The 20,503-nt window shown below is 62.4% G+C and carries 21 protein-coding genes; 9 read left to right on the forward strand and 12 right to left on the reverse strand.

What is annotated here, in order from left to right; genetic code table 11:
- Nucleotides 1-284 precede the first annotated feature (284 nt).
- Nucleotides 285-2,168: an SLC13 family permease gene (locus Q5Y75_RS12565; RefSeq protein WP_371933261.1), complete on the forward strand. Its 1,884-nt coding sequence runs from the start codon at nt 285-287 to the stop codon at nt 2,166-2,168.
- Between the two features lie 31 nt (nt 2,169-2,199).
- On the opposite strand, the gene Q5Y75_RS12570 is transcribed toward Q5Y75_RS12565, so the two are convergent.
- The 3 genes from Q5Y75_RS12570 to dgcN all read right to left on the reverse strand — a co-directional run bounded on the left by Q5Y75_RS12570 (nt 2,200) and on the right by dgcN (nt 5,104).
- Nucleotides 2,200-3,060, reverse strand: a complete 861-nt coding sequence (locus Q5Y75_RS12570) for a D-amino-acid transaminase (RefSeq protein WP_306197973.1) — start codon at nt 3,058-3,060, stop codon at nt 2,200-2,202.
- A gap of 7 nt (nt 3,061-3,067) precedes the next feature.
- A complete protein-coding gene (gene dgcA / locus Q5Y75_RS12575; protein ID WP_306197807.1) occupies nt 3,068-4,033 on the reverse strand; it encodes an N-acetyl-D-Glu racemase DgcA in 966 nt (321 codons plus the stop codon).
- 69 nt (nt 4,034-4,102) lie between these two features.
- A complete protein-coding gene (gene dgcN, locus Q5Y75_RS12580; protein ID WP_306197809.1) occupies nt 4,103-5,104 on the reverse strand; it encodes an N-acetyltransferase DgcN in 1,002 nt (333 codons plus the stop codon).
- Nucleotides 5,105-5,400: 296 nt separating this feature from the next.
- Here dgcN and Q5Y75_RS12585 point away from each other — a divergent pair, with 296 nt between their 5' ends.
- Complete coding sequence (locus Q5Y75_RS12585) at nt 5,401-6,363, forward strand: L-malyl-CoA/beta-methylmalyl-CoA lyase (protein ID WP_306197810.1); 963 nt, start codon at nt 5,401-5,403, stop codon at nt 6,361-6,363.
- Nucleotides 6,364-6,420: 57 nt separating this feature from the next.
- Here Q5Y75_RS12585 and Q5Y75_RS12590 read toward each other — a convergent pair whose 3' ends face one another.
- Together Q5Y75_RS12590 and Q5Y75_RS12595 are read right to left on the reverse strand one after the other, a co-directional pair.
- Entirely contained in the window at nt 6,421-7,011 is a 591-nt protein-coding gene (locus Q5Y75_RS12590) for a PA14 domain-containing protein (RefSeq protein ID WP_306197811.1), read from the reverse strand.
- Between the two features lie 117 nt (nt 7,012-7,128).
- Nucleotides 7,129-7,581, reverse strand: coding sequence for an Lrp/AsnC family transcriptional regulator (locus Q5Y75_RS12595; protein ID WP_306197975.1), 453 nt, complete (start codon nt 7,579-7,581; stop codon nt 7,129-7,131).
- A gap of 73 nt (nt 7,582-7,654) precedes the next feature.
- Here Q5Y75_RS12595 and Q5Y75_RS12600 point away from each other — a divergent pair, with 73 nt between their 5' ends.
- A complete protein-coding gene (locus Q5Y75_RS12600) occupies nt 7,655-8,251 on the forward strand; it encodes a LysE family translocator (RefSeq protein ID WP_306197812.1) in 597 nt (198 codons plus the stop codon).
- Nucleotide 8,252: 1 nt separating this feature from the next.
- On the opposite strand, the gene Q5Y75_RS12605 is transcribed toward Q5Y75_RS12600, so the two are convergent.
- A complete protein-coding gene (locus tag Q5Y75_RS12605) occupies nt 8,253-9,086 on the reverse strand; it encodes an AraC family transcriptional regulator (RefSeq protein ID WP_306197813.1) in 834 nt (277 codons plus the stop codon).
- A 125-nt stretch (nt 9,087-9,211) separates the two neighbouring features.
- Here Q5Y75_RS12605 and Q5Y75_RS12610 point away from each other — a divergent pair, with 125 nt between their 5' ends.
- On the forward strand, nt 9,212-10,174 hold the full coding sequence (locus Q5Y75_RS12610) for an acetyl-CoA carboxylase carboxyltransferase subunit alpha (protein ID WP_306197814.1): 963 nt from the start codon (nt 9,212-9,214) through the stop codon (nt 10,172-10,174).
- A 12-nt stretch (nt 10,175-10,186) separates the two neighbouring features.
- On the opposite strand, the gene Q5Y75_RS12615 is transcribed toward Q5Y75_RS12610, so the two are convergent.
- The 5 genes from Q5Y75_RS12615 to Q5Y75_RS12635 all read right to left on the reverse strand — a co-directional run bounded on the left by Q5Y75_RS12615 (nt 10,187) and on the right by Q5Y75_RS12635 (nt 15,288).
- A complete protein-coding gene (locus Q5Y75_RS12615; protein WP_306197815.1) occupies nt 10,187-10,786 on the reverse strand; it encodes an HAD family hydrolase in 600 nt (199 codons plus the stop codon).
- A 42-nt stretch (nt 10,787-10,828) separates the two neighbouring features.
- Entirely contained in the window at nt 10,829-12,058 is a 1,230-nt protein-coding gene (locus tag Q5Y75_RS12620; protein WP_306197816.1) for a lytic murein transglycosylase, read from the reverse strand.
- Between the two features lie 108 nt (nt 12,059-12,166).
- A complete protein-coding gene (locus Q5Y75_RS12625; RefSeq protein ID WP_306197817.1) occupies nt 12,167-13,009 on the reverse strand; it encodes an ureidoglycolate lyase in 843 nt (280 codons plus the stop codon).
- A gap of 21 nt (nt 13,010-13,030) precedes the next feature.
- Entirely contained in the window at nt 13,031-13,768 is a 738-nt protein-coding gene (locus tag Q5Y75_RS12630) for an SDR family oxidoreductase (protein ID WP_306197818.1), read from the reverse strand.
- Nucleotides 13,768-15,288, reverse strand: a complete 1,521-nt coding sequence (locus Q5Y75_RS12635) for a D-arabinonate dehydratase (RefSeq protein ID WP_306197820.1) — start codon at nt 15,286-15,288, stop codon at nt 13,768-13,770. Before Q5Y75_RS12635 ends, Q5Y75_RS12630 begins: the two co-directional genes overlap by 1 nt.
- Nucleotides 15,289-15,376: 88 nt before the next feature.
- On the opposite strand from Q5Y75_RS12635, the gene Q5Y75_RS12640 reads away from it, so the two are divergent.
- The 5 genes from Q5Y75_RS12640 to Q5Y75_RS12660 are packed head-to-tail and all read left to right on the forward strand — an operon-like array spanning nt 15,377 to nt 18,823.
- Complete coding sequence (locus Q5Y75_RS12640) at nt 15,377-16,126, forward strand: GntR family transcriptional regulator (RefSeq protein WP_306197822.1); 750 nt, start codon at nt 15,377-15,379, stop codon at nt 16,124-16,126.
- A 33-nt stretch (nt 16,127-16,159) separates the two neighbouring features.
- Nucleotides 16,160-17,092, forward strand: coding sequence for a bifunctional riboflavin kinase/FAD synthetase (locus Q5Y75_RS12645; protein WP_306197824.1), 933 nt, complete (start codon nt 16,160-16,162; stop codon nt 17,090-17,092).
- The gene (locus Q5Y75_RS12650) at nt 17,089-17,559 is read left to right on the forward strand and encodes a YcgN family cysteine cluster protein (protein ID WP_306197831.1); all 471 of its coding nucleotides are present in this window, start codon (nt 17,089-17,091) and stop codon (nt 17,557-17,559) included. The genes Q5Y75_RS12645 and Q5Y75_RS12650 overlap by 4 nt, the downstream gene beginning before the upstream one ends.
- Nucleotides 17,559-18,617 carry a threonine aldolase family protein gene (locus Q5Y75_RS12655; RefSeq protein ID WP_306197832.1) on the forward strand — a complete coding sequence of 353 codons (1,059 nt, stop codon included), beginning with the start codon at nt 17,559-17,561 and terminating at the stop codon, nt 18,615-18,617. Before Q5Y75_RS12650 ends, Q5Y75_RS12655 begins: the two co-directional genes overlap by 1 nt.
- A complete protein-coding gene (locus tag Q5Y75_RS12660; protein WP_306197833.1) occupies nt 18,614-18,823 on the forward strand; it encodes a hypothetical protein in 210 nt (69 codons plus the stop codon). Before Q5Y75_RS12655 ends, Q5Y75_RS12660 begins: the two co-directional genes overlap by 4 nt.
- Here the strand turns inward: Q5Y75_RS12660 and Q5Y75_RS12665 are convergent.
- Entirely contained in the window at nt 18,820-20,397 is a 1,578-nt protein-coding gene (locus Q5Y75_RS12665; RefSeq protein WP_306197834.1) for an FMN-binding glutamate synthase family protein, read from the reverse strand. The two genes, Q5Y75_RS12660 and Q5Y75_RS12665, sit on opposite strands and share 4 nt — an antisense overlap.
- Nucleotides 20,398-20,503: the final 106 nt, after the last annotated feature.

Genomic DNA, 20,503 nt, shown 5'->3' on the forward strand with positions numbered 1-20,503 from the left:
CGACGCCCGTCTCTTTTCATGTTGCGCTGAAAGGCGGGCAACCGATCACGCCGCGCCGCCGATTCCGGCCCGGCGGTTGTTTTTCGTTCCAACTGCCGGGTTTTTGTGCACAAATAAAACTCCAAGGGACAGCAATGCCAGACGCGCAGAACACAAGACCGCGGGGCCGAAGCCGGCCAGATGCAGGCGACCGCAGCCACCGCCTCCGATGACGCACCGCCGCGCGGGACATTTCGCCCGTGCCATTCACACAGACCATCCCACGCGCCGCGGAGACTACAGATTTGGAACCACTAGCTTTTACTTTTGAGATGGGTGTCGTCACGGCGATGCTCGCATTTACGGTTTTTCTCTTTGTTTCCGAAATCATCCGCATCGACCTGGCCGCCATCCTGGTGCTGGTCCTGCTCGGCATCTTCAGCTACCTGCCGGGGCTCGACAATCTGGCCAACCCCGCGCACCTCTTTGACGGTTTTGCCTCCAACGCGGTGATCTCGATCATCGCGGTCATGATCGTGGGGGCCGGGCTGGACCGGACCGGGATCATGAACAAGGTCGCCGCCAAGATCCTGAAGCTGGGCGGCACGACCGAGGCACGCATCCTGCCCATCGTGTCGGGCACTGTGGGCTTCATTTCCAGCTTTTTGCAGAACGTGGGGGCGGCGGCCCTGTTCCTGCCGGTGGTCAGCCGCATCTCGGTCCGCTCGGGCATTCCGCTCAGCCGGTTGCTGATGCCGATGGGGTTCTGTGCCATTCTGGGCGGCACCATGACGATGGTCGGGTCTTCGCCGTTGATCCTGCTGAATGATCTGATCCAGAGCGCCAATGCCAGCCTGCCTGAAGGCCAGAAGATGCAGCCTTTTGGTCTGTTTTCAGTCACCCCGATCGGGGCCGTGCTGATCCTGACCGGCATCCTCTACTTCCTGCTGCTGGGCCGCTGGGTGCTGCCCGGTGGCGCTCAGGACAGTGAAGTGGCCTCGGCCCAGGGCACCTCGGAATACCTGCAGCGGGTCTATGGGCTGGATGCCAGTGTGTTCGAGGTCGAGGTCCCCAAGGACAGCCCGCTGGTTGGCCAGATTTTGGCCGATATCAACAATGAAAACAGCATCTACATCATCTCAACCTTCTATCGCGGCAAGTCCTCGATGGTGCAGATCCTTACCGCCGAAATCGCTGCCCCCTGCCGCTTGGCGGTGATCGGACAGGGCGGCGACGTCAGGCGCTTTGCCGAGCGGTTCGGCCTAACCATACGGTCCGAGCTCGACATCTTCGCCGAAGAGTTCGCGCAGACCAATGCAGGGGTTGCCGAACTGGTCATCCCCCCCGATTCCAAGCTGATCGGCAAAAGCCCTCGCGATCTGCTGCTGCGCAAGACCTATGGGCTGAGCCTGCTGGCGATCCATCGTGGCGAAGACACGTTGAGCCACGTCAAGACCGAAGACCATGTCCCGACCCAGATCGGGCTGGTGCCGTTTCAGGCGGGGGACATGCTGGTGGGGCACACCCGCTGGGACAACCTGATGCGGCTAAAGCGCGATCCCGATTTCGTGGTGGTGACCGCCGATTTCCCGCAGGACGAGCTGCGCCCGCACAAGGTGGGCTGGGCGCTGTTCTTCTTCGCCATCTCGCTGTCATTGATCCTGTTCACCGATGTCCGCCTGTCGCTCTGCTTGCTGGTCGGCGCGGTGGGCATGATGTTAAGCCGGGTGCTGAGCATCGACGAGGCCTATCGCGCGGTGGGCTGGAATACGGTGTTCCTGCTGGCCAGCCTGATCCCGTTGGGTCATGCGGTGCAGAACACCGGCACCGCCGCCTGGATCGCGCAACAGATCCTGCTGGTACTGGATGGCTGGCCGATCTGGGCACTGCAGGCGGGTGTGGCGCTGCTGGCGACGGTCTTTTCGCTGGTCATGTCCAATGTGGGCGCAACCGTGCTGCTGGTGCCTCTAGCAGTGTCCATCGCGGCGGCAGCGGGCGCGAATCCGGCGGTGTTTGCACTGACGGTGGCGATCTCGACCTCGAACTCCTTCATCATCCCCACCCATCAGGTCAACGCGCTGATCATGGGGCCTGCGGGTTACAAGGTGATGGATTTCGTCAAGAGCGGCGGCATCATGACGCTGCTCTTCTGGGTGGTGTCACTGCTAATGCTGAACCTGATCTTCTGAGAAGGCCGGGCGCGCAGGCCCGGCCAACCGCTCAGATCGCCGTCTTGCGGCTTTCGTCCAGATAGATCTCGCGCAGGCGCTTTGCGATCGGGCCCGGCGTGCCGTCGCCCAGTTGCACGCCGTCGATCTCAACCACCGGCATCACAAAGGCGCTGGCCGAGGTGGTGAAGGCCTCATCCGCCTCTTTTGCCTCGTCGATGGTGAACAGCCGTTCCTCGATCTGCATCTGCGCCTCTTCGGCCAGACGCAGCACCGCCTTGCGGGTGATGCCGTGCAGGATGTCATTTGAAAGCGGGCGGGTCACGATGGTGCCGTTCTTGATGAAATAGGCGTTGTTCGAGGTGCCCTCGGTCACATAGCCATCCTCGACCATCCAGGCATCATCGGCTCCGGCTTTCTTGGCCATCATCTTGCCCATGGACGGGTAGAGCAGTTGCACCGTCTTGATGTCGCGACGCCCCCAGCGGATATCGTCGATCGAGATCACTTTGGCGCCCTTTTGGGATGCGGGGCTATTGGCCAGACCCGGCTTGTTCTGGGTGAACAGCACGATGCCCGGCTTGGTATCAGGGTCCGGGAACACAAAATCCCGATCCCCGTCAGAGCCGCGCGTGACCTGAAGATAGACCAGACCTTCGACGATCCCGTTCTCTTCGACCAGCTTGCGGTGGATTTCCAGCAGCTCGTCCTTGGTGCAGGGCGCGGTCATGTCCAACTCGCGCAACGAACGTTCCAGCCGCACCGCGTGGCCGTCGAAATCGATCAGCTTGCCGTCCAGCACGCTGGTCACCTCATAGACCGCGTCGGCCATCAGGAAGCCGCGGTCAAAGATCGAGATCTTGGCCTCGTCCTCGGGCAGGTATTCGCCATTTACGTAAACGGTGCGCATGATCTGTCTCCTATCCCCAAAGAGCGGCAATCGGCGGATGCACACCCTTGTCGTCAAATGTCAAAGCGTTGTCGCGGTCTTCGGCCAGAAGAAGCGGGCCGTCAAGGTCCGTTACCATCGCCCCCTGCGCCAGCAGGGTCGCAGGGGCCATGGCCAGTGACGAGCCGACCATGCAGCCGATCATGATGTCATAGCCCTCGGCACGCGCCGCCGCGCGCAGTTTGAGCGCCTCGGTCAGGCCACCAGTCTTGTCCAGCTTGATATTGGCAACGTCATACTTGCCCTTCAGCTTGGGCAGGCTGGCGCGATCATGGCAGCTTTCATCGGCGCAGACGGGGACGGGACGCTCCATGCCCAGCAGAGCGTCATCCTCTCCGGCGGGCAAAGGCTGTTCGACCAGTGCCACGCCAAGGCGAACCAGATGCGGGGCCAGATCGGCATAAACTTGCGCCGACCAGCCTTCATTGGCGTCAATGATGATCTTGGCATCCGGTGCACCGGCCCGCACCGCTTCCAGGCGAGGCATGTCATCGGGGGTGCCCAGTTTGATCTTCAGGAGCGGGCGATGGGCGTTCTGCGCAGCCTGATCCCGCATAGCGTCAGGCGTGTCCAGTGACAGGGTATAGGCGGTGATCTCTGGCCCCGGCGCAGGCAGGCCTGCCAGCTCCCACACACGCTTGCCCGCCTGCTTGGCCTCCAGATCCCACAGCGCGCAATCCACCGCGTTGCGGGCCGCACCTGCGGGCAGCAGATTCATCAGATCGTCGCGGGTGAACGCCTGTGGCAGACCAGCGATCTCGGCCTCGACTGAGTCCAGCGTCTCGCCGTAACGCGCATAGGGCACGCATTCGCCCCAGCCCTGATGCACCCCGTCGCTGATCCGTACCGTCAGCACCTTCGCCTCGGTCCGCGACCCGCGCGAAATAGTGAAAGCCTGCGCCAGCCGGAACACATCGCGAGAGACCTCTACCTGCACGCGCCCACCTCTTCTTCTTTGTCAAAAACCGCCGGGGGCGGATCACCCCACCCCCGCACGCTGCTTAAATCACAGCTCGGCCAGCGCATCCACCAGCTTGCCCGCGCCAAAGCGATAGGGGTCGGTGGCGGGGATGCCCATCTCTGCCTCAACCTCGGCGATATAGGCGCGCGCTTCATCCTCACCCAGATGCTGGGTGTTGATCGAGACACCGGCCACCTGACAGGCCGGGTTGGCGATCCGCGCCATGGGCAGCGCCGTGTCGCGCAACTGCGTCAGCGTCGGCAGCGAGTATTCCGGCAGACCCCGCATATGGGTGCGGGTGGGCTCGTGGCACAGGATCAGCGCATCGGGCTGGCCACCATGGATCAGCGCCATGGTCACACCGGAGTAAGAGACATGGTAGAGCGAGCCCTGCCCCTCGATATGATCCCAGTGATCCTCGTCATTCTCAGGGGTCAGATACTCAACGGCACCCGCCATGAAATCGGCAATGACCGCATCCAGAGGCACGCCTTGACCGGTGATCAGGATGCCAGTCTGACCGGTGGCGCGGAAGGTGGATTTCTGCCCCCGCTTGCGCATCTCGGCATCCATCGACATCGCGGTGTACATCTTGCCCGCCGAACAATCAGTACCCACGGCCAGACAGCGCTTGCCGGAGCGTTTCTTGCCGTTGGCGATGGGATAGCCAACCGTCGGCACCCGCACATCATGCAGCGTGCCGCCATGGGTCTGCGCGGCGGCAACCAGATCGCCTTCATCCCGCAACAGGTTGTGCAAGCCTGAGGCCAGGTCATAGCCCATCTCAAGCGCCGCGATCAGAACCTCTTTCCACGCGTCACTGATGTAACCGCCGCGGTTGGCAACACCGATGACCAGCGTCTTGGCCCCGGCCTCTTTCGCCTCGGCCAACGTCATATCGGTCAGGCCCAGATCGGCACCGCAGCCGGGCAAACGGATCTGGCCCACAGCATTCTCGGGCCGCCAGTCACGGATGCCGATGGCAACCTTGGCGGCCAATTGGTCGGGCGCATCCCCCAGGAACAAAAGATACGGCGTCTCGATCATTGCGGTTCACTCCTTTGATTCCGGCGCACACTAAGGGCAGAGGACCGCAAGCGTTTCGTTTTTGCACCTAATATTTCCCCACCAGATGCAAGATTTTTCCCTCAGCACAAGATTTTTGCGAAGATATTCCCAGTCGCACGCCCGGTTTGCGTGAACTCTGCGACCGCTGCCGCCCTTTACCAAAGATGCTGCACCGCCAATGCTGCGGCCGCACAATAGCGCTTGCAGGCATCCTCGCAATTTAATATCCCCCAAACTGACGAAATCGCAATTTCCTTACCAACACGAGGCGACCAATGAGCTTTCGCATTCAACCCGCCGCCCCGGCACGCCCCAACCGCTGCCAGCTGTTCGGCCCCGGATCGAACACCAAGCTGTTTGAGAAAATGGCGGCCTCAGCGGCGGATGTCATCAACCTCGACCTTGAGGATTCGGTGGCCCCCAGCGACAAGGACGTCGCCCGCGCCAACGTGATCGAAGCGCTGAACAGCGTCGATTGGGGCAACAAATACATGTCCGTGCGCATCAACGGGCTCGACACGCCTTATTGGTATCGCGACGTGGTCGATCTGCTGGAACAGGCGGGCGACCGGCTGGACCAGATCATGATCCCCAAGGTGGGCTGCGCCGAGGATGTCTATGCCGTCGATGCGCTGGTCACCGCCATCGAACGCGCAAAGGGCCGGACCAAGCCGATTTCTTTCGAGGTGATCATCGAATCCTCGGCCGGAATCGCCCATGTCGAAGCCATCGCCGCCTCTTCCCCGCGTCTACAGGCGATGAGCCTGGGTGCTGCGGATTTCGCTGCGTCCATGGGCATGCAGACCACCGGCATCGGCGGCACGCAGGAAAACTACTACATGCTGCGCGAGGGCGAGAAACACTGGTCCGATCCGTGGCACTGGGCGCAAGCCGCCATCGTTGCCGCCTGCCGCACCCATGGCGTGCTGCCCGTCGACGGCCCGTTCGGCGATTTCTCGGATGATGAGGGCTATATCGCGCAGGCCAAACGCTCGGCCACGCTGGGCATGGTGGGAAAATGGGCGATCCACCCCAAGCAGATCGCGCTGGCCAATCAGGTCTTCACCCCCTCGGACGAGGCGGTCACCGAAGCCCGCGAAATCCTCGCCGCGATGGAGCAGGCCAAGGCCAATGGCGAAGGCGCCACCGTCTACAAGGGCCGCCTGGTTGACATCGCCTCGATCAAACAGGCCGAGGTGATCGTGGCCCAGGCCGAGTTGATCGCGGCAAACGGCTGATCAAACAAGAAGGGGCACCCGTGCGGTGCCCCTCTGCGCGTCCGCCTCCGCAGGCCGCTATTTGTACCCAAACACATCGTTGGGAACCCATTTCAGGTCCTCGTCGCCTTCCTTGCCCCATTTCATCATCAGGCAGGAGGTCGACCATTTCTGGAAATAGACCATGTTCAGATCATACCAGCCCGCCTGCGGCACTTCGACGGTGGTGCGCTGGTTTGGCGAGCAGGTCTGACGACCGGTGATGATCCCCACCTTCTGCCCCCCGATAAACGCCTCGATCCCGTCATTGGACCAGGTTTCGACCTCATAGGTTCCCGGTTCGTCAAAGCGGATATAGCCCCTCACTGCGGCGGCGACGTTAAAGGCCTGATCAAAGGTCAGCACCGGATCACCCTCGTCGGTATCGCGATAATCCAGCCCGCGCAGAGGTTTGCCCGATTTGGCCCCCTCTTTAAGCAAGTCCTTCGCCTGCCCCAGATAGTCGATCTTGGCCGGTATATCCCCCGCCCAGGCATAGGCCACTGCCAGGCCGGATTTCACCCCGGAAGGCTGCGGGTTTGCAGGCTTAAGCTTCTTGGCATCCGCCCCGGCGGCAGAGGCCATAAGAACACAGGCCAGAACGGCGCAGGCCCGAGATAAGAACGTCATGATTGTCTCCCTGAATGTCCATGCCGCCCCGGTATGCGCCGGGTTTCACGACAGAATTACGGCGAGCCTAGGCAGGAAGATCGGCTCCGGCAAGTCTCAGGATATCAACTTTTCCCCTTACGCCCGCTCATCCTTGGGCGATCCCATCACCACGTAAGAGGTGATCGCGGTGACATGGGGCAGCGTTCCCAGCACATCGGTGTGGAAGCTCTTGTAGCTGGGTAGGTCGGCGCATTCGACCCGCAGAAGGTATTCGATTGTACCGGTGATGTTATGGCATTCGACCACCTCGGGCGCGTCCGCTATGGCGTGTTCGAAACCTTCCTGCGCCGCCTTGGTATGCTCGCCCAGCCCGACGCCGATATAGGCGACAAAGCCATGGCCCAGCGCCACCGGGTCCAGCACGGCGCGATAGCCGGTGATGATGCCACGCCGCTCAAGATCCTGCACCCGGCGCAGGCAGGCCGAGGGGCTGAGCCCCACGCGCTCGGCCAGTTCAAGGTTCGAGATTCGGCCATTGCGCTGCAACTCTCGCAATATCCTGCGATTTATCTGGTCCAGATCCGCCATAAATTGCAGATATAGGTCACCAGACCCAATCTTTGCAATTTCAAACTGGGCAGAGGGCGCAATCCTTGTCGGCATGAGTTACGACCTGTTGATTGCCTTTGTCGGGTTTGCCTTCGTCTCGTCGGTGACGCCCGGCCCCAACAACCTGATGCTGATGGCATCCGGGGCCAATTTCGGCTTTCGCCGCACAATCCCACATATGCTGGGGGTTGGGATCGGCTTTACCCTGATGATCGTTCTGGTGGGCGCCGGGCTGCTGGGGCTGTTTGACCGGTTCCCGGTGAGCTACGTGATCCTCAAGACCTTGTCCGTGGCCTACCTGCTCTATCTCGCGTGGAAGATCGCCACAGCCGCGCCCATCGACCGTCAGGCCGAGGTGGGGACGCCGATGCGCTTTCTGCAGGCGGCGGCGTTCCAATGGGTCAATCCCAAGGCCTGGGCAATGGCGCTGACCGCGATCAGCATCTACGCGCCAGACCGCTCGATCCCCGCGATCCTGCTGGTGGCGGCCATCTTCGGGGCGATCAACCTGCCCTGTGTCAGTTCATGGACCATGCTTGGCCAGCAACTGGCGCGGTTCCTCAGAAATCCGCGCCAGTTGCGCATGTTCAACGGGATGATGGCGGCGCTGCTGGTTGCCTCGCTCTACCCGGTGCTTTGGCCCAACTGAGCTACTTCAAAGGCAGACAGATCTCGGTCAGCAGATCTTCGGGCGCGGTTTCGCGCGGGTCGTTGAGATAAATTTCATAGCACGGCTGGTCATCGGGTTCCTCCCCCGACTCCGGCAGCCAGTTGCCGAAAAGCGAGTGGTAAGCGGCGTGGAGGCCGGAATACGGCCCCTTATAGGTCAGGACAGCGGTTTTGCCGCCGGGGATGTGCCGCTCTTCCATCCCCTCAGGCACGTCTGCACCGCGGAACTCGCCACCGGCAAAGCTGCGTAAATCTGCCTCTGGCACCTCATCGGGGCTGTCCAGATAGAGTGCCAGCACCGGGCCGACATCCGGCCAGAGCTGGCGCGCCTCGCAGATCGCGCCGAAACTTTCAAAGCTCTTTCCGATCTCCATATAAGCGCCTTTATGGGCGATGCCGATCATCCGGCGGGCGGGTTCGGTGCGGGTGGTAATAGGATACATGGGATAATCTCCGGTTCTGAACTGTGGATGGGCGGGCGTCAGACGCCCGGCCTTGCGAAAGGCCGAAGGGCTTGCGCCATAGGCCTCGGAAAAGGCCCGCGCAAAGGATTTGGGATTGGGATAGCCGACATCACCGGCGATCTGTTCAGGCGTTCGGTCGCTCTGCAACAACCAACCCGCCGCTCGGTGCAGGCGAATGCGCCGCACCGCCTGGGCGCAGGTCTCGCCCGTCATGGCCCGGAATACCCGGTGCCAGTGAAAGCGCGACATCGCCGCGACATCGGCCAGAGCATCCAGCGACTGGTCCCCGGCAGGGTTGTCGTGAATATAGCCCAGCACACGCAGGATTCTGTCTTCGTAAGCCTTGCTCATGTGACGCGGCGCTCCCTTGTCCTTGCCCCTTCCACATGCCACGAGCCCATGGCACAAATCTTGCTGAGTTGCATCCCGTCCGCCCTCGGGCCATATAACGGCAAACACCGCGCAGAAGAGGCGTCATGACCCAGTATCTGGATTTCGAAAAACCGTTGGCCGAAATCGAAGGCAAGGCAGAAGAACTGCGCGCGCTGGCCCGCGCCAACGAAGAGATGGATGTGGCCGATGAGGCGGCAGCGCTGGACGCCAAGGCCGCCACCATGCTGAGTGATCTCTACAAGGAACTGACGCCGTGGCGGAAATGCCAGGTGGCGCGCCACCCCGATCGCCCGCATTGCAAGGACTATATCGAGGCGCTGTTTGACGAATACACACCTCTGGCAGGCGACCGGAACTTTGCCGATGACCATTCGGTCATGGGCGGTCTGGCCCGCTTCAACGACCAGCCGGTGATGGTGATCGGCCATGAGAAAGGCAGCGACACCAAATCCCGGATCGAGCGCAATTTCGGCATGGCCCGCCCCGAAGGCTATCGCAAGGCGATCCGTTTGATGGATATGGCTGGCCGCTTTGGCCTGCCAGTGATCACGCTGGTGGACACGCCCGGTGCCTATCCCGGCAAAGGCGCCGAGGAACGCGGCCAGTCCGAAGCGATCGCGCGCTCGACCGAGATGTGCCTGCGCATCGGCGTGCCGCTGGTCTCGGTCATCATTGGCGAGGGCGGTTCGGGCGGGGCCGTGGCCTTTGCCACCGCCAACCGTGTCGCGATGCTGGAACATTCGGTCTATTCGGTGATCTCGCCAGAGGGCTGCGCCTCGATCCTGTGGAAGGACGCCGAGAAGATGCGCGAAGCCGCCGAGGCATTGCGCCTGACCGCGCAGGACCTGCACAAATTGGGCGTCGCAGACCGGATCATCACGGAACCACAAGGCGGTGCCCATCGCGACAGGACGGCCACCATCGAAGCAGTTGGTCGCACCATCGCCGATATGCTGAAAGAGCTGAACGGCAAGGATCGCGACGCGTTGATCAAGGACCGCCGCCAGAAATTCCTCGACCTCGGCAGCAAGGGGCTGGCGGCCTGAGCCTGCCCGCGCTCACAGCAAGCCGTGCGCGCGCAGATCCGCCTCCAACGTGGCGGCATCGGTGAACAGATGCGCCTGAATGCCCATCGCCTCGGCGCCCCGGCAATTGGCGGCGCTGTCATCGACAAAAAGCGTTTCGGCGGCGCGAATCCCGTTCCGGCTCAGGCATAGCTCGAATATCTCGGGGCTGGGCTTGATGAGCGCCTCTCGAGACGACACCACGACATCGCGCATATACCCGATTTCCGGCGCGGTCTTTTTCACCGCCTCGAACGAGGCCTCTGCTGCGTTGGTCAGCCCAAACAGGCCCACACCGCGCCGATGCAGAGCTTCGATCAGATCTGACATGCCCGGCACCCGCTCCCCATGGGCGGCGTCCAGCCCGTTGGCATAGGTGTGAAAGATATGGGCGTGATCGGGATGATCACGCTCTGCTGCCGCCAACCCTTCTTCCCAGCTTCGACCGCGATCCTGTTCGGCGTTCCAGCCAAAGAAATCAATCTGATCGAAACAGGCCAGCATCTCAGCTTCGCTGGAAAAGTGCATGTGCAACGCGGCATAGGGGCGCCAGCGAATAAGCACGTTACCAAAATCGAAAATAACGTTCTTCATGAATGGACCTATTCAAAATGAGGGACCCGACGCACAGAGAGATCAGCGCCGAAGTGTTTGCAACAATTCGCGGGAGGGCTGGCCGGTCACAGGCAGGCCATTGGCCCGCTGATAGGCAGTGATGGCCGATGTGGTATTCGACCCGATCACCCCATCGGCGCCTTGCGTGTCATACCCGGCGGCGGTCAGGCGGGACTGCAACTCTTTGCGGTCTTTGAGCGTCATACCCTGTGCATCGGGCGGGAAACTGCCCCGGATCGGTGGGCCGCCCTTGATACGGTCGGCCAGATGCCCGATTCCGATCACGTAGCTGGTGGAGTTGTTGTAGCGCGTGATCACCGTGAAATTGTTGAAGATCATGAAGGCAGGCCCGCTTGTCCCCGCCGGCAGGATCACCGAAGCCGCGCCATAATCCGGCACAGCGCGCCCGTTCACATCGCGCACGCCCAGCGCGGCCCAATCGCCGGGGCTGCGTTTGCTGCCGCGTCCGGTCAGGCCGGTATTGAAGCCCGGCGGCAATTGCACCTCAACGCCCCAGGGCTGGCCCGGTGTCCAGCCCGAGCGCCGCAGATAGGCCGCTGCCGAGGCCAGCGCGTCGGTGGGGTCGTCATCCCAGATGTCGCGCCGCCCATCACCGGTGAAATCCACCGCATAGGCCAGATACGAGGTCGGAATGAACTGCGTATGCCCCATTGCCCCGGCCCAACTGCCGGTCATCTTGTCGGGCGTGGTGTCACCGTTCTGGAGAATCTTGAGCGCCGCCACCAGCTGGCTTTCGAAAAACTGCCCCCGCCGCCCGTCATAAGCCAGCGTCGACAGGGCCGAGACCACCGGTATGTCGCCACGCCGCGCGCCATAGCGGCTTTCCAGCCCCCAGATCGCGGTGACATATTCGGGCTCAACGCCATATTGCTGCTGGATACGAGTCAGCACCGCCTGATGGGCGCGCAGTTTCTGCTTGCCTGTGCTTACCCGCTCATCCGATGCGGCAATCGCCAGATAATCCTCAAGCGAGCGTTTGAATTCGGTCTGGTTGCGGTCGCGTTCGATCACTCCGGGCAGGTAGCCCGCGCCCTGGAAGGCGCGCTCCAGCGTCGGTTGCGAGATGCCGCGCGATGGCGCGCGGGCCCGGAAATTCGCAACCCAGGCGTCATAGCCCGCATTGGGCACCGCCCGCATCCGCTGCGGTCTGCTTGGGCTCGAAGCCGGGGTATCACATCCGGCCAGCGCCATCGCGCCCAGCCCGGACAAAAAGAAACGCCTGTCGATCATACCACCCTCGCCTGCTCTGGTGTTTTTCACACGATAGCGGCATCGCGGCGGTCAAACCAGCGCGGCATTCTCCTTGTGGCAACGAAACGCCAGCCTGCACAGGCGACCCTATCCGGCCACCACGTCATGCGCCTGTATGCCAAGCCCCTCGACGCCCAGCTCCACCCGGTCACCGGGCTTGTGATAGACTGGCGGCTTCAGCCCCATGCCGACGCCCGGCGGGGTTCCGGTGGCGATCACGTCACCCGGATGCAGGCTCATGAAATGCGACAGGTAGGACACGATCTTGCGCACGCCGAAATGCATGGTCCGGGTCGAGCCGTCCTGATAGCGCGTACCGTTCACCTCCAGATACATCGCAAGGTCCTGCGGGTCGGGCACCTGATCACGGGTCACCAGCCAGGGACCGATCGGGCCGAACGTGTCGGCGGATTTGCCTTTGACCCACTGTCCGGCGCGCTCGATCTGGAATTCCCGTTCGCTCACGTCATTGATGGTGCAATAGCCCGCCACATGATCCAGCGCTTCATCCTCGGTGATGTATTTGGCATGTTTGCCGATCACGATGCCCAGCTCGACCTCCCAATCGGTCTTTTGCGAGCCGCGCGGAATCTCTATCGGATCATTGGGGCCGCAAATCGATGAGGTCGCCTTGAAAAAGACGATGGGTTCGGCTGGCAGCTCCATTCCCGCCTCGGCGGCGTGGTCGGCATAATTGAGGCCGATGGCAATGAACTTGCCCACCTGCCCCACACAGGCACCGATGCGCGGCTGCCCCTCGACCAACGGCAGCGCGGCAGCATCCAGCGCCCTGAGCCGGTCCAGCGCCGCATCGCCCAGCGCATCTCCGTTCAGATCCGTGATCTGCCCTGAGAGGTCGCGGATATTGCCGTCGCCATCCAGCAGACCGGGCCGTTCCGACCCGTCCGGGCCATAGCGTAGAAGTTTCATCGGTGATCCCTTCCTAAAATATCAGAGGCTCCAGCCGCCATCGATGGCAAAGGCCTGACCGGTGGTATAGGCGCTGTCATCGCTCGCCAGATAGAGCGCAAGCTTGGCGATTTCTTCTGCAGTGCCCAAGCGTCCCATCGGCTGACGGGCCACAAACTCGACCATCGCCTTGTCATAGTCGCCCGTGGCGCGCAGCCGGTCATGCAGGCTGGGTGTGTCGACCGTGCCGGGGCAGATCGCGTTGCAGCGGATGCCTTGCGTCACGAAATCGGCGGCGATTGATTTGGTCAACCCGATCACCGCCGCCTTGGTTGTGCCATAAGCGAACCGGTTGGGCGCTGCCGTGATCGAGGACAGAACCGAGGACATGTTGACGATGCTGCCTGTGCCACGTTCCAGCATCCCTGGCAGCACCAGACGGCAGAGCCGATACATGGCGGTGACGTTCAGATCATTGCTGAACGCCCAGTCCTCCTCGTCGCAGTCAAGGATCGTCCCCGCCGCCACGAATCCCGCGCAGTTGAACAGAATGTCGACCGGCCCGATCCGTGCCACCGCGTCCCGCACCGCATCCGCGTCGGTCACATCGAGCCGGAACGGCGTGATTCCGTCTATGGGCTCCAATTCGGCCAGCGTCGCGTCGTTGATGTCGCAGGCCAGCACCTCGGCCCCTTCGGCAGCGAAAATCTCGGCCGATACCCGGCCAATGCCCTGACCTGCTGCTGTCACCAGCGCGCGTTTTCCAGAAAGTCGTCCCATTACATAACCGCTCCGATTTGCCAGGGCACGAATTCGACACCCCCGAACCCCAATTCCTCGCTCCTGGTAGGTTCACCCGACGCCACCCGGATCAACAACTCGAAAAGCGCGGCACCCTTGTCTTCGATGCTGACCCCTTCACTGACGATATCGCCGCAATTGAGGTCCATATCCTCAGCCAGCCTCGCATACATTTCCGAATTGGTTGCCAGCTTGATACAGGGCGTTGGCTGAAATCCCGACACCGAGCCGCGCCCGGTGGTAAACACGATCAGGTTCGACCCCGACGCGATCTGGCCGGTCACCGAACAGGGATCAAAGCCGGGGCTGTCCATGAAAACAAACCCCTTGCGGTCCACGATCTCACCGAACTTGTAGACCCCGCTCAACGGCGCGGTGCCGCCCTTGGCCACCGCCCCCAGCGACTTTTCCAGAATGGTGGTCAGCCCACCGCGCTTGTTGCCGGGGCTGGGGTTATTGTCCATCTCACCGCCATTGCGTTCGGTATAGGCCTCCCACCAACGGATGCGGTCGATCAGCGCTGCGCCGATGTCAGGCGTTTCCGCGCGCCGGGTGAGCAGGTGTTCGGCACCGTAAATCTCTGAGGTTTCCGACAGGATCGTCGTGCCGCCATGGCGCACCAGCAGGTCCGAGGCATGGCCCAGCGCCGGGTTTGCGGTGATCCCCGAATAGCCATCCGAGCCGCCGCATTGCAGCCCGACCGTCAGCTCTGACACCGGGGCGGGCGCACGGACCGCCTGATTGGCCTGGGCGGCGATGCCGCGCAACTCTTCCAGCCCGCGCGCGATGGTTTTGCGCGTCCCGCCTTCGGATTGGATCGTCATATAGCGCAGCACACCATCAGCCCGGATCGGGCGTCCGCCCACCAGATCGGACAGTTGCATCACCTCGCAGCCCAGTCCGATCAGCAGGATACCCGCGAAATTGGGGTGCTGCGCATAGCCTGACAGGGTGCGGAACAGGGTGGCATAGCCCTCGTCACGGGCCGACATGCCGCAGCCGGTGCCATGCACGATGGGCACAATCCCGTCCACATTGGGAAATTCCTCCAGCAGGCCGGTTTTCTCGGCCGCCTCGGCGATGAAGCGCGCCACCGAGCCCGAGCAATTCACCGAGGTCAGGATGCCGATATAGTTGCGTGTCCCCACTTGGCCATCGGCCCGGTGATAGCCCTGAAAGACACGCGGACTATCGATTGCAGGTAGCGGATCGTTCTGGCTGGCAAATGCGTAATCCTGCTGATGCGCGCCCATGCCCAGATTGTGCACATGCACATGCTCGCCGGGCGCGATATCCGACTTTGCCTCGCCAATGATCTGGCCATAGCGCCGCACCAACTGCCCTTCACGGATCGCGGCCACCGCGATCTTGTGGCCCCGGCTGATCGGCGCGACCAGCGGCGTACCGTCCACCAATGATCCGGCGGGCAGGTCGCGCAAGGCGATCACCACGTTGTCCTGTCCGTGCAGGCGTATCGTATCGCGGGCGGTGCCACCCATGACAGGTCCTTTCACTGCTGGCGGTGGCTTTTGCTAGCTTGACAGATCGCACCTGTCAACTAACATGTTAGCATTCAGTCGAGGCCCCATGACCCTGATCCCTGATATCGACATGACGCAGCTCAGCGCCATTGCCGCGCAGGACGGACCGCTGTCGCAACAGGTCTACCAGATCTTGAAACAGGCGATCCTGTCGCTCGACTTTCCGCCCGGCGCGGTGCTGCGCAAACCTACGATCTGCGCGCGCTTGGGCGTCTCGCGTGCACCGGTCTCTGAGGCGATCACCCGGCTGTCCGAAGACGGGCTGGTCGAGGTGATCCCGCAATCGGCCACCCGCGTGGCCTATTTCTCGATGCCCGAGATTCGCGAGGGCGCATTCCTGCGCGAGGCGTTGGAAATCGCGGCTGTGGGCAAGGTCGCGCAGGACCGGACCGAAACCCAGTTGACCCAGTTGAACCGCACCCTGCGCTTGCAAGCGCTGCTGGCCGAGGATGGCGATTTTCAAGGCTTTTACGAGGCCGACGAAGCCTTTCACGCACAGATCATGCAGTTCACCGGCTTTGCACGCCTGACCGATGTTGCGCAAAAGGTCTCGCTTCAAGTCACCCGCGCGCGGATATTGCTGCTGCCCTCACCGGGCCGTATGTCCGAAACACTGCAGGAACATCGCGCCGTTTTCGAAGCCATCCACGCACAGGACCCGCAGGCCGCGCAAACCCGCCTGCGCCACCATCTGGGGCAACTCATGCCCCGGATCGCAAAGCTGGCCGAGGAACGCCCGCGCCTGTTCCGCCCACTGGCACAACCGGGGCCGCCTGCCTCGACAAAGCGCGCTTGAACCGCCCCCGCTCTGCTTGTACGGATGCGGGCTATGCACATCATCAGGGATCATCAGTTCGTCACCCCAGAAGACCGCGGCGCGTCCGTTGCGATCGGCAATTTCGACGGGGTGCATCTGGGCCACCAGTCGGTCATTGCACAGACCCGCGATGCCGCACCCGATGCGCCGCTGGGCGTGCTGACCTTTGAGCCACATCCGCGTGAATACTTCGCCCCCGCCGCTCCGCCCTTTCGCCTGATGCGCCCCAATTCCCGCGCGCACCGGCTGGAGAAACTGGGGATCGAGCGTCTCTACGAGTTGAACTTCAACGCGAGCCTTGCCGGACTCTCCCCCGAAGAGTTCGCCCGCAACGTGCTGGCCGACGGGTTGGGCGTGCGCCATGTGGTGGTGGGGGCCGATTTCTGCTTTGGCAAGGGACGCAGCGGCAATGCCGATGATATGGTCCGGTTTGGCCGCGAAATGGGTTTTGGCGTCACCATCGCGCAACTGATGGCGCGGTCCGACAAGGTCGTGTCCTCGACCGCAATCCGCAACGCGCTAAGTCACGGCCAGCCGCGCGAGGCTGCCGCCATGCTGGGCCACTGGCACCGGATCGAAGGCGAGGTGATCGGCGGCGAGCAGCGCGGGCGCGAGCTGGGCTATCCGACCGCCAATATGTCGATGGACGGGCTGCACCTGCCAAAATTCGGCGTCTATGCGGTGCTGGTGGACGTGCTGGAAGGCCCGCATGCCGGCAGCTATCACGGCGCGGCCTCGGTCGGGGTGCGACCGATGTTTGACGGCGAACAGCCCAATATCGAGACCTTCCTGTTCGACTTCTCGGGCGATCTCTATGGCGCGATCCTGTCGGTCGGGCTGGTCGAGTATCTGCGCCCCGAGATGAAATTCGACGGTCTGGACGCACTGATCGCCCAGATGGGCAGCGATTGCGCCCAGGCGCGCGATATCCTGTCCGCGCTATGAGTGATCCGATCGACCGCAAGGGGCTCTCGCCCCGGTTCTGGGAGCGCAAACCGCTCGCCAAACTGTCCCAAAAGGAATGGGAAGCGCTCTGTGATGGCTGTGGTAAATGCTGCCTGAACAAGCTGGAAGACGAGGACAGCGGCGTGGTGGCCCTGACCCGCGTGGCCTGCCGGTTGCTGGATGATGAGAGCTGCCGCTGCGCGCACTATGATATCCGCCACCAATTCGTGCCCGAATGCATCGTGCTGCGCCCCGACAATCTGGACAGCCACGCCTATTGGATGCCCCAGACCTGCGCCTATCGTCTGCTCTGGGAGGGCAAGCCTCTTTACGACTGGCACCCGCTGATCTCGGGCACGGCGGAAAGCGTGCACAGGGCGGGCGTCTCGGTACGCGGCTGGACGGTGTCCGAGTTCGAAACCCCCGAAGAAGAATGGGAAGACCACATTATCAAGGAGCCAACCTGATGTTCTTTGCCTCTGACAATTCCGGCCCGGTCCATCCCGAGGTCCTGCAGGTGCTGGCTGAGGCCAATCAGGGCTACCAGATGGGCTATGGCGCCGATGATCTGATGGATGAGGTGCGCGACCGCATCCGCACCCTATTCGAGGCCCCCGAGGCGGCGGTCTATCTGGTGATCAACGGCACCTCGGCCAACGCACTGGCGCTGGCGACGCTGGCTGATCCCTGGGATACGGTGTTCTGCACGCCGGTCTCTCATATCCACCGCGACGAATGCAACGCGCCGGAATTCTACACCGGTGCAAAGCTGACGCTGGTGCAGGGCGATGACAAGATGACCCCCGAGGCCCTGTGCGCGGCCATCGAGGCCGAGGGCAATCGTGGGGTGCACGGGCCGCAACGCGGACCGGTCTCAATCACGCAGGTCACCGAATGTGGCACGCTTTATACGCTGGAGGACATCCGCGCCCTGGGCGACATGGCGCGAGGTTATGGCCTGCCCTTCCATCTGGATGGCGCACGCTTCGCCAATGCGCTGGTGGCGCTCGGCTGTTCGCCCGCCGAGATGACCTGGAAAGCCGGGGTGGACGTGGTCAGCTTTGGCGGTACCAAGAACGGGCTGATGGGGGTCGAGGCGGTGATCCTGTTCGATCCCGCCAAGGCGCGGGAATTCGAACTGCGGCGCAAACGCGGGGGTCACCTGTTGTCCAAGCACCGCTACCTGTCCGCCCAGATGGCCGCTTATCTGCGCGATGACCTCTGGCTGCGCTCGGCTCGCATGGCCAATGACACGTGCAACCGTTTGGCCGGGGGTCTGCGCGCGGCAGGAGCGATGTTCATGTATGAACCGCAGGCCAACATGATCTTCGCCAGGCTCCCCCGCCGCGTGCACCGGAACCTGATTGCCGCAGGCGCGGTCTATCATATGGAAGGCGAAGAGCTGGAGGGCCCGGACGAAGACGCAATGCTGCGCTGCCGGCTGGTCTGTGACTGGTCACAGCCAGAGGCCGAGGTCACCCGGTTTCTGGACCTCGTTACAGAGCAGATGGCCCCCGCCGCGTGAAAGCGCTGTTTTACGGCCTCGCGCTGGTTCTGATCGCGGCACCAATCCTGTTCTGGGGCTGGGTCTCCGCTTATGGCTGCGCCTTCAGCAATTCGCCCAATTGCGGGGTCGACTTACAGGATTTCTGGGACGAGGAGTTCCTGATGATCGCCGCCCTGCCCTGGGCGCTTGGGACGCTGTTCCTGATTGCCGCGCTGCGTCGCTAAAACCGCTCAGCCGAGGCGCGCGCCCAGTCGGCGGCAAATTCCGGCGGGACTTTCTTGCCCAGCAGCGCGCCCTCGTCCAGATGATTGTAAAGCTCAGCATAGCTTTCTTCGCGTTCATCGGAGTTGCGGCGGCGGATATCGGCAGAGGTTAACTCGGCCACCGTCTCGCGCCCCATCGCGCCCAGCAACTCGCGAAAGCTCTCCAGCGTGGCATCGTGAAAACGATGCACGCGCACCCGTTTCTGCGGCACGTTGACGGCACGCGCGCGGATCGGGTCCTGCGTGGCCACGCCGCTGGGGCAACGGTTGGTGTTGCAATGCAGCGCCTGAATGCAGCCCAGCGCAAACATCATCGAGCGCGCGCAATTGCACATATCAGCCCCCAGCGCGAATTTCTCGATCATGTCATAGCCCGAGGACACCTTGCCCGAGGCAATCACCCGGATCTTGTCACGCAACCCGATCCCCCGCAGGCAGTTGTTGACGAAAATCAGCGCCTCGTTCAGCGGCACGCCCAGCCGGTTGGTGAACTCCACCGGAGCCGCGCCGGTGCCGCCCTCGGCCCCGTCCACGGTGATGAAGTCGGGCAGAATGCCGGTCTCCAGCATTGCCTTGCAGATCGACATGAATTCCGACCGGTTGCCGATACACAGCTTGAAACCCACCGGTTTGCCACCCGACATCTCGCGCAGGTGCTGGACGAAATTCATCAACCCGGTGGGTCCGTCAAAAGCCGAATGAGCCGGGGGCGAGATCACGTCCTTATGCGGTTCCACCCCGCGAATCTCTGCGATCTCCTCATCGACCTTGGCGGCGGGCAGCACCCCGCCATGAGCGGGTTTTGCGCCCTGGCTCAGCTTGATCTCGATGGCCTTGACCACATCCTTGCTGGCTTTTTCGGCGAACTTGTCCTTGTCGAACCCGCCCTCCTTGGTGCGGCAGCCGAAATAGCCGGTGCCGATCTGCCAGATAATGTCGCCCCCCTCAACCAGATGATAAGGACTGAGCCCACCCTCGCCGGTGTTATGGGCAAAGCCGCCATCCTTGGCGCCACCATTCAGCGCCCGGATCGCGTTGGAACTGAGCGCGCCAAAGCTCATGGCCGAAACGTTCAGCCGCGAGGCCAGATAAGGCTTGTCGCATTGCGGCCCGCCCAGCATCACGCGCTCTTCCGCTGCATCGACCTCTTTGGGCGCAAGCGAATGGTTGGTGCTGTGATAGCCCACCTTGAGCAGGTCATATTGCGTGCCGAAAGGCAGCGTATCGGCTTGTCCCTTGGCCCGCGAATAAACCAGCGCGCGGTTGATCCGGTTGAACGGCCGCCCGCTTTCATTGGTTTCCACGAAATATTGCCGGATCTCGGGGCTGACAAATTCCAGCGCATAACGGAAATGGCCCAGAACCGGGTAGTTGTTCAGGATGTTGTGCCGCGTGGTTGTCAGATCGTAAATCCCGACGATGACATACGGGATCAGAATGACCAGCAACCAATAGGCCGGGGACCAGAGCCAACCCAGCAAAAGCACCAACGGCAGCCCCAACACCGCCACCACGTAAAAGATCTTGCGTACCATTCATCCATCCTTTTTGCGTGGCATGCGCCCTGTGGGCCGCTGCGGTATCGGCATTTAAGGGCATCGTTACGTGTAAGTCGGGGGTTGGCAACAATTTCAGAGGTCA

The sequence above is a fragment of the Ruegeria discodermiae genome, assembly GCF_030758345.1.
Lineage (GTDB): Bacteria > Pseudomonadota > Alphaproteobacteria > Rhodobacterales > Rhodobacteraceae > Ruegeria_C.

Coding starts and splice junctions, on each gene's coding strand:
- Q5Y75_RS12585 (WP_306197810.1), top strand. CDS start 5,401: ATGAGCTTTCGCATTCAACCCGCCGCCCCGGCACGCCCCAACCGCTGC.
- Q5Y75_RS12640 (WP_306197822.1), top strand. CDS start 15,377: ATGACCCTGATCCCTGATATCGACATGACGCAGCTCAGCGCCATTGCC.
- Q5Y75_RS12665 (WP_306197834.1), bottom strand. CDS start 20,397: ATGGTACGCAAGATCTTTTACGTGGTGGCGGTGTTGGGGCTGCCGTTG.
- Q5Y75_RS12645 (WP_306197824.1), top strand. CDS start 16,160: ATGCACATCATCAGGGATCATCAGTTCGTCACCCCAGAAGACCGCGGC.
- Q5Y75_RS12600 (WP_306197812.1), top strand. CDS start 7,655: ATGAGTTACGACCTGTTGATTGCCTTTGTCGGGTTTGCCTTCGTCTCG.
- Q5Y75_RS12595 (WP_306197975.1), bottom strand. CDS start 7,581: ATGGCGGATCTGGACCAGATAAATCGCAGGATATTGCGAGAGTTGCAG.
- Q5Y75_RS12610 (WP_306197814.1), top strand. CDS start 9,212: ATGACCCAGTATCTGGATTTCGAAAAACCGTTGGCCGAAATCGAAGGC.
- Q5Y75_RS12590 (WP_306197811.1), bottom strand. CDS start 7,011: ATGACGTTCTTATCTCGGGCCTGCGCCGTTCTGGCCTGTGTTCTTATG.
- Q5Y75_RS12615 (WP_306197815.1), bottom strand. CDS start 10,786: ATGAAGAACGTTATTTTCGATTTTGGTAACGTGCTTATTCGCTGGCGC.
- Q5Y75_RS12630 (WP_306197818.1), bottom strand. CDS start 13,768: ATGGGACGACTTTCTGGAAAACGCGCGCTGGTGACAGCAGCAGGTCAG.
- Q5Y75_RS12655 (WP_306197832.1), top strand. CDS start 17,559: ATGTTCTTTGCCTCTGACAATTCCGGCCCGGTCCATCCCGAGGTCCTG.
- Q5Y75_RS12635 (WP_306197820.1), bottom strand. CDS start 15,288: ATGGGTGGCACCGCCCGCGATACGATACGCCTGCACGGACAGGACAAC.
- Q5Y75_RS12605 (WP_306197813.1), bottom strand. CDS start 9,086: ATGAGCAAGGCTTACGAAGACAGAATCCTGCGTGTGCTGGGCTATATT.
- dgcN (WP_306197809.1), bottom strand. CDS start 5,104: ATGATCGAGACGCCGTATCTTTTGTTCCTGGGGGATGCGCCCGACCAA.
- Q5Y75_RS12625 (WP_306197817.1), bottom strand. CDS start 13,009: ATGAAACTTCTACGCTATGGCCCGGACGGGTCGGAACGGCCCGGTCTG.
- Q5Y75_RS12620 (WP_306197816.1), bottom strand. CDS start 12,058: ATGATCGACAGGCGTTTCTTTTTGTCCGGGCTGGGCGCGATGGCGCTG.
- Q5Y75_RS12650 (WP_306197831.1), top strand. CDS start 17,089: ATGAGTGATCCGATCGACCGCAAGGGGCTCTCGCCCCGGTTCTGGGAG.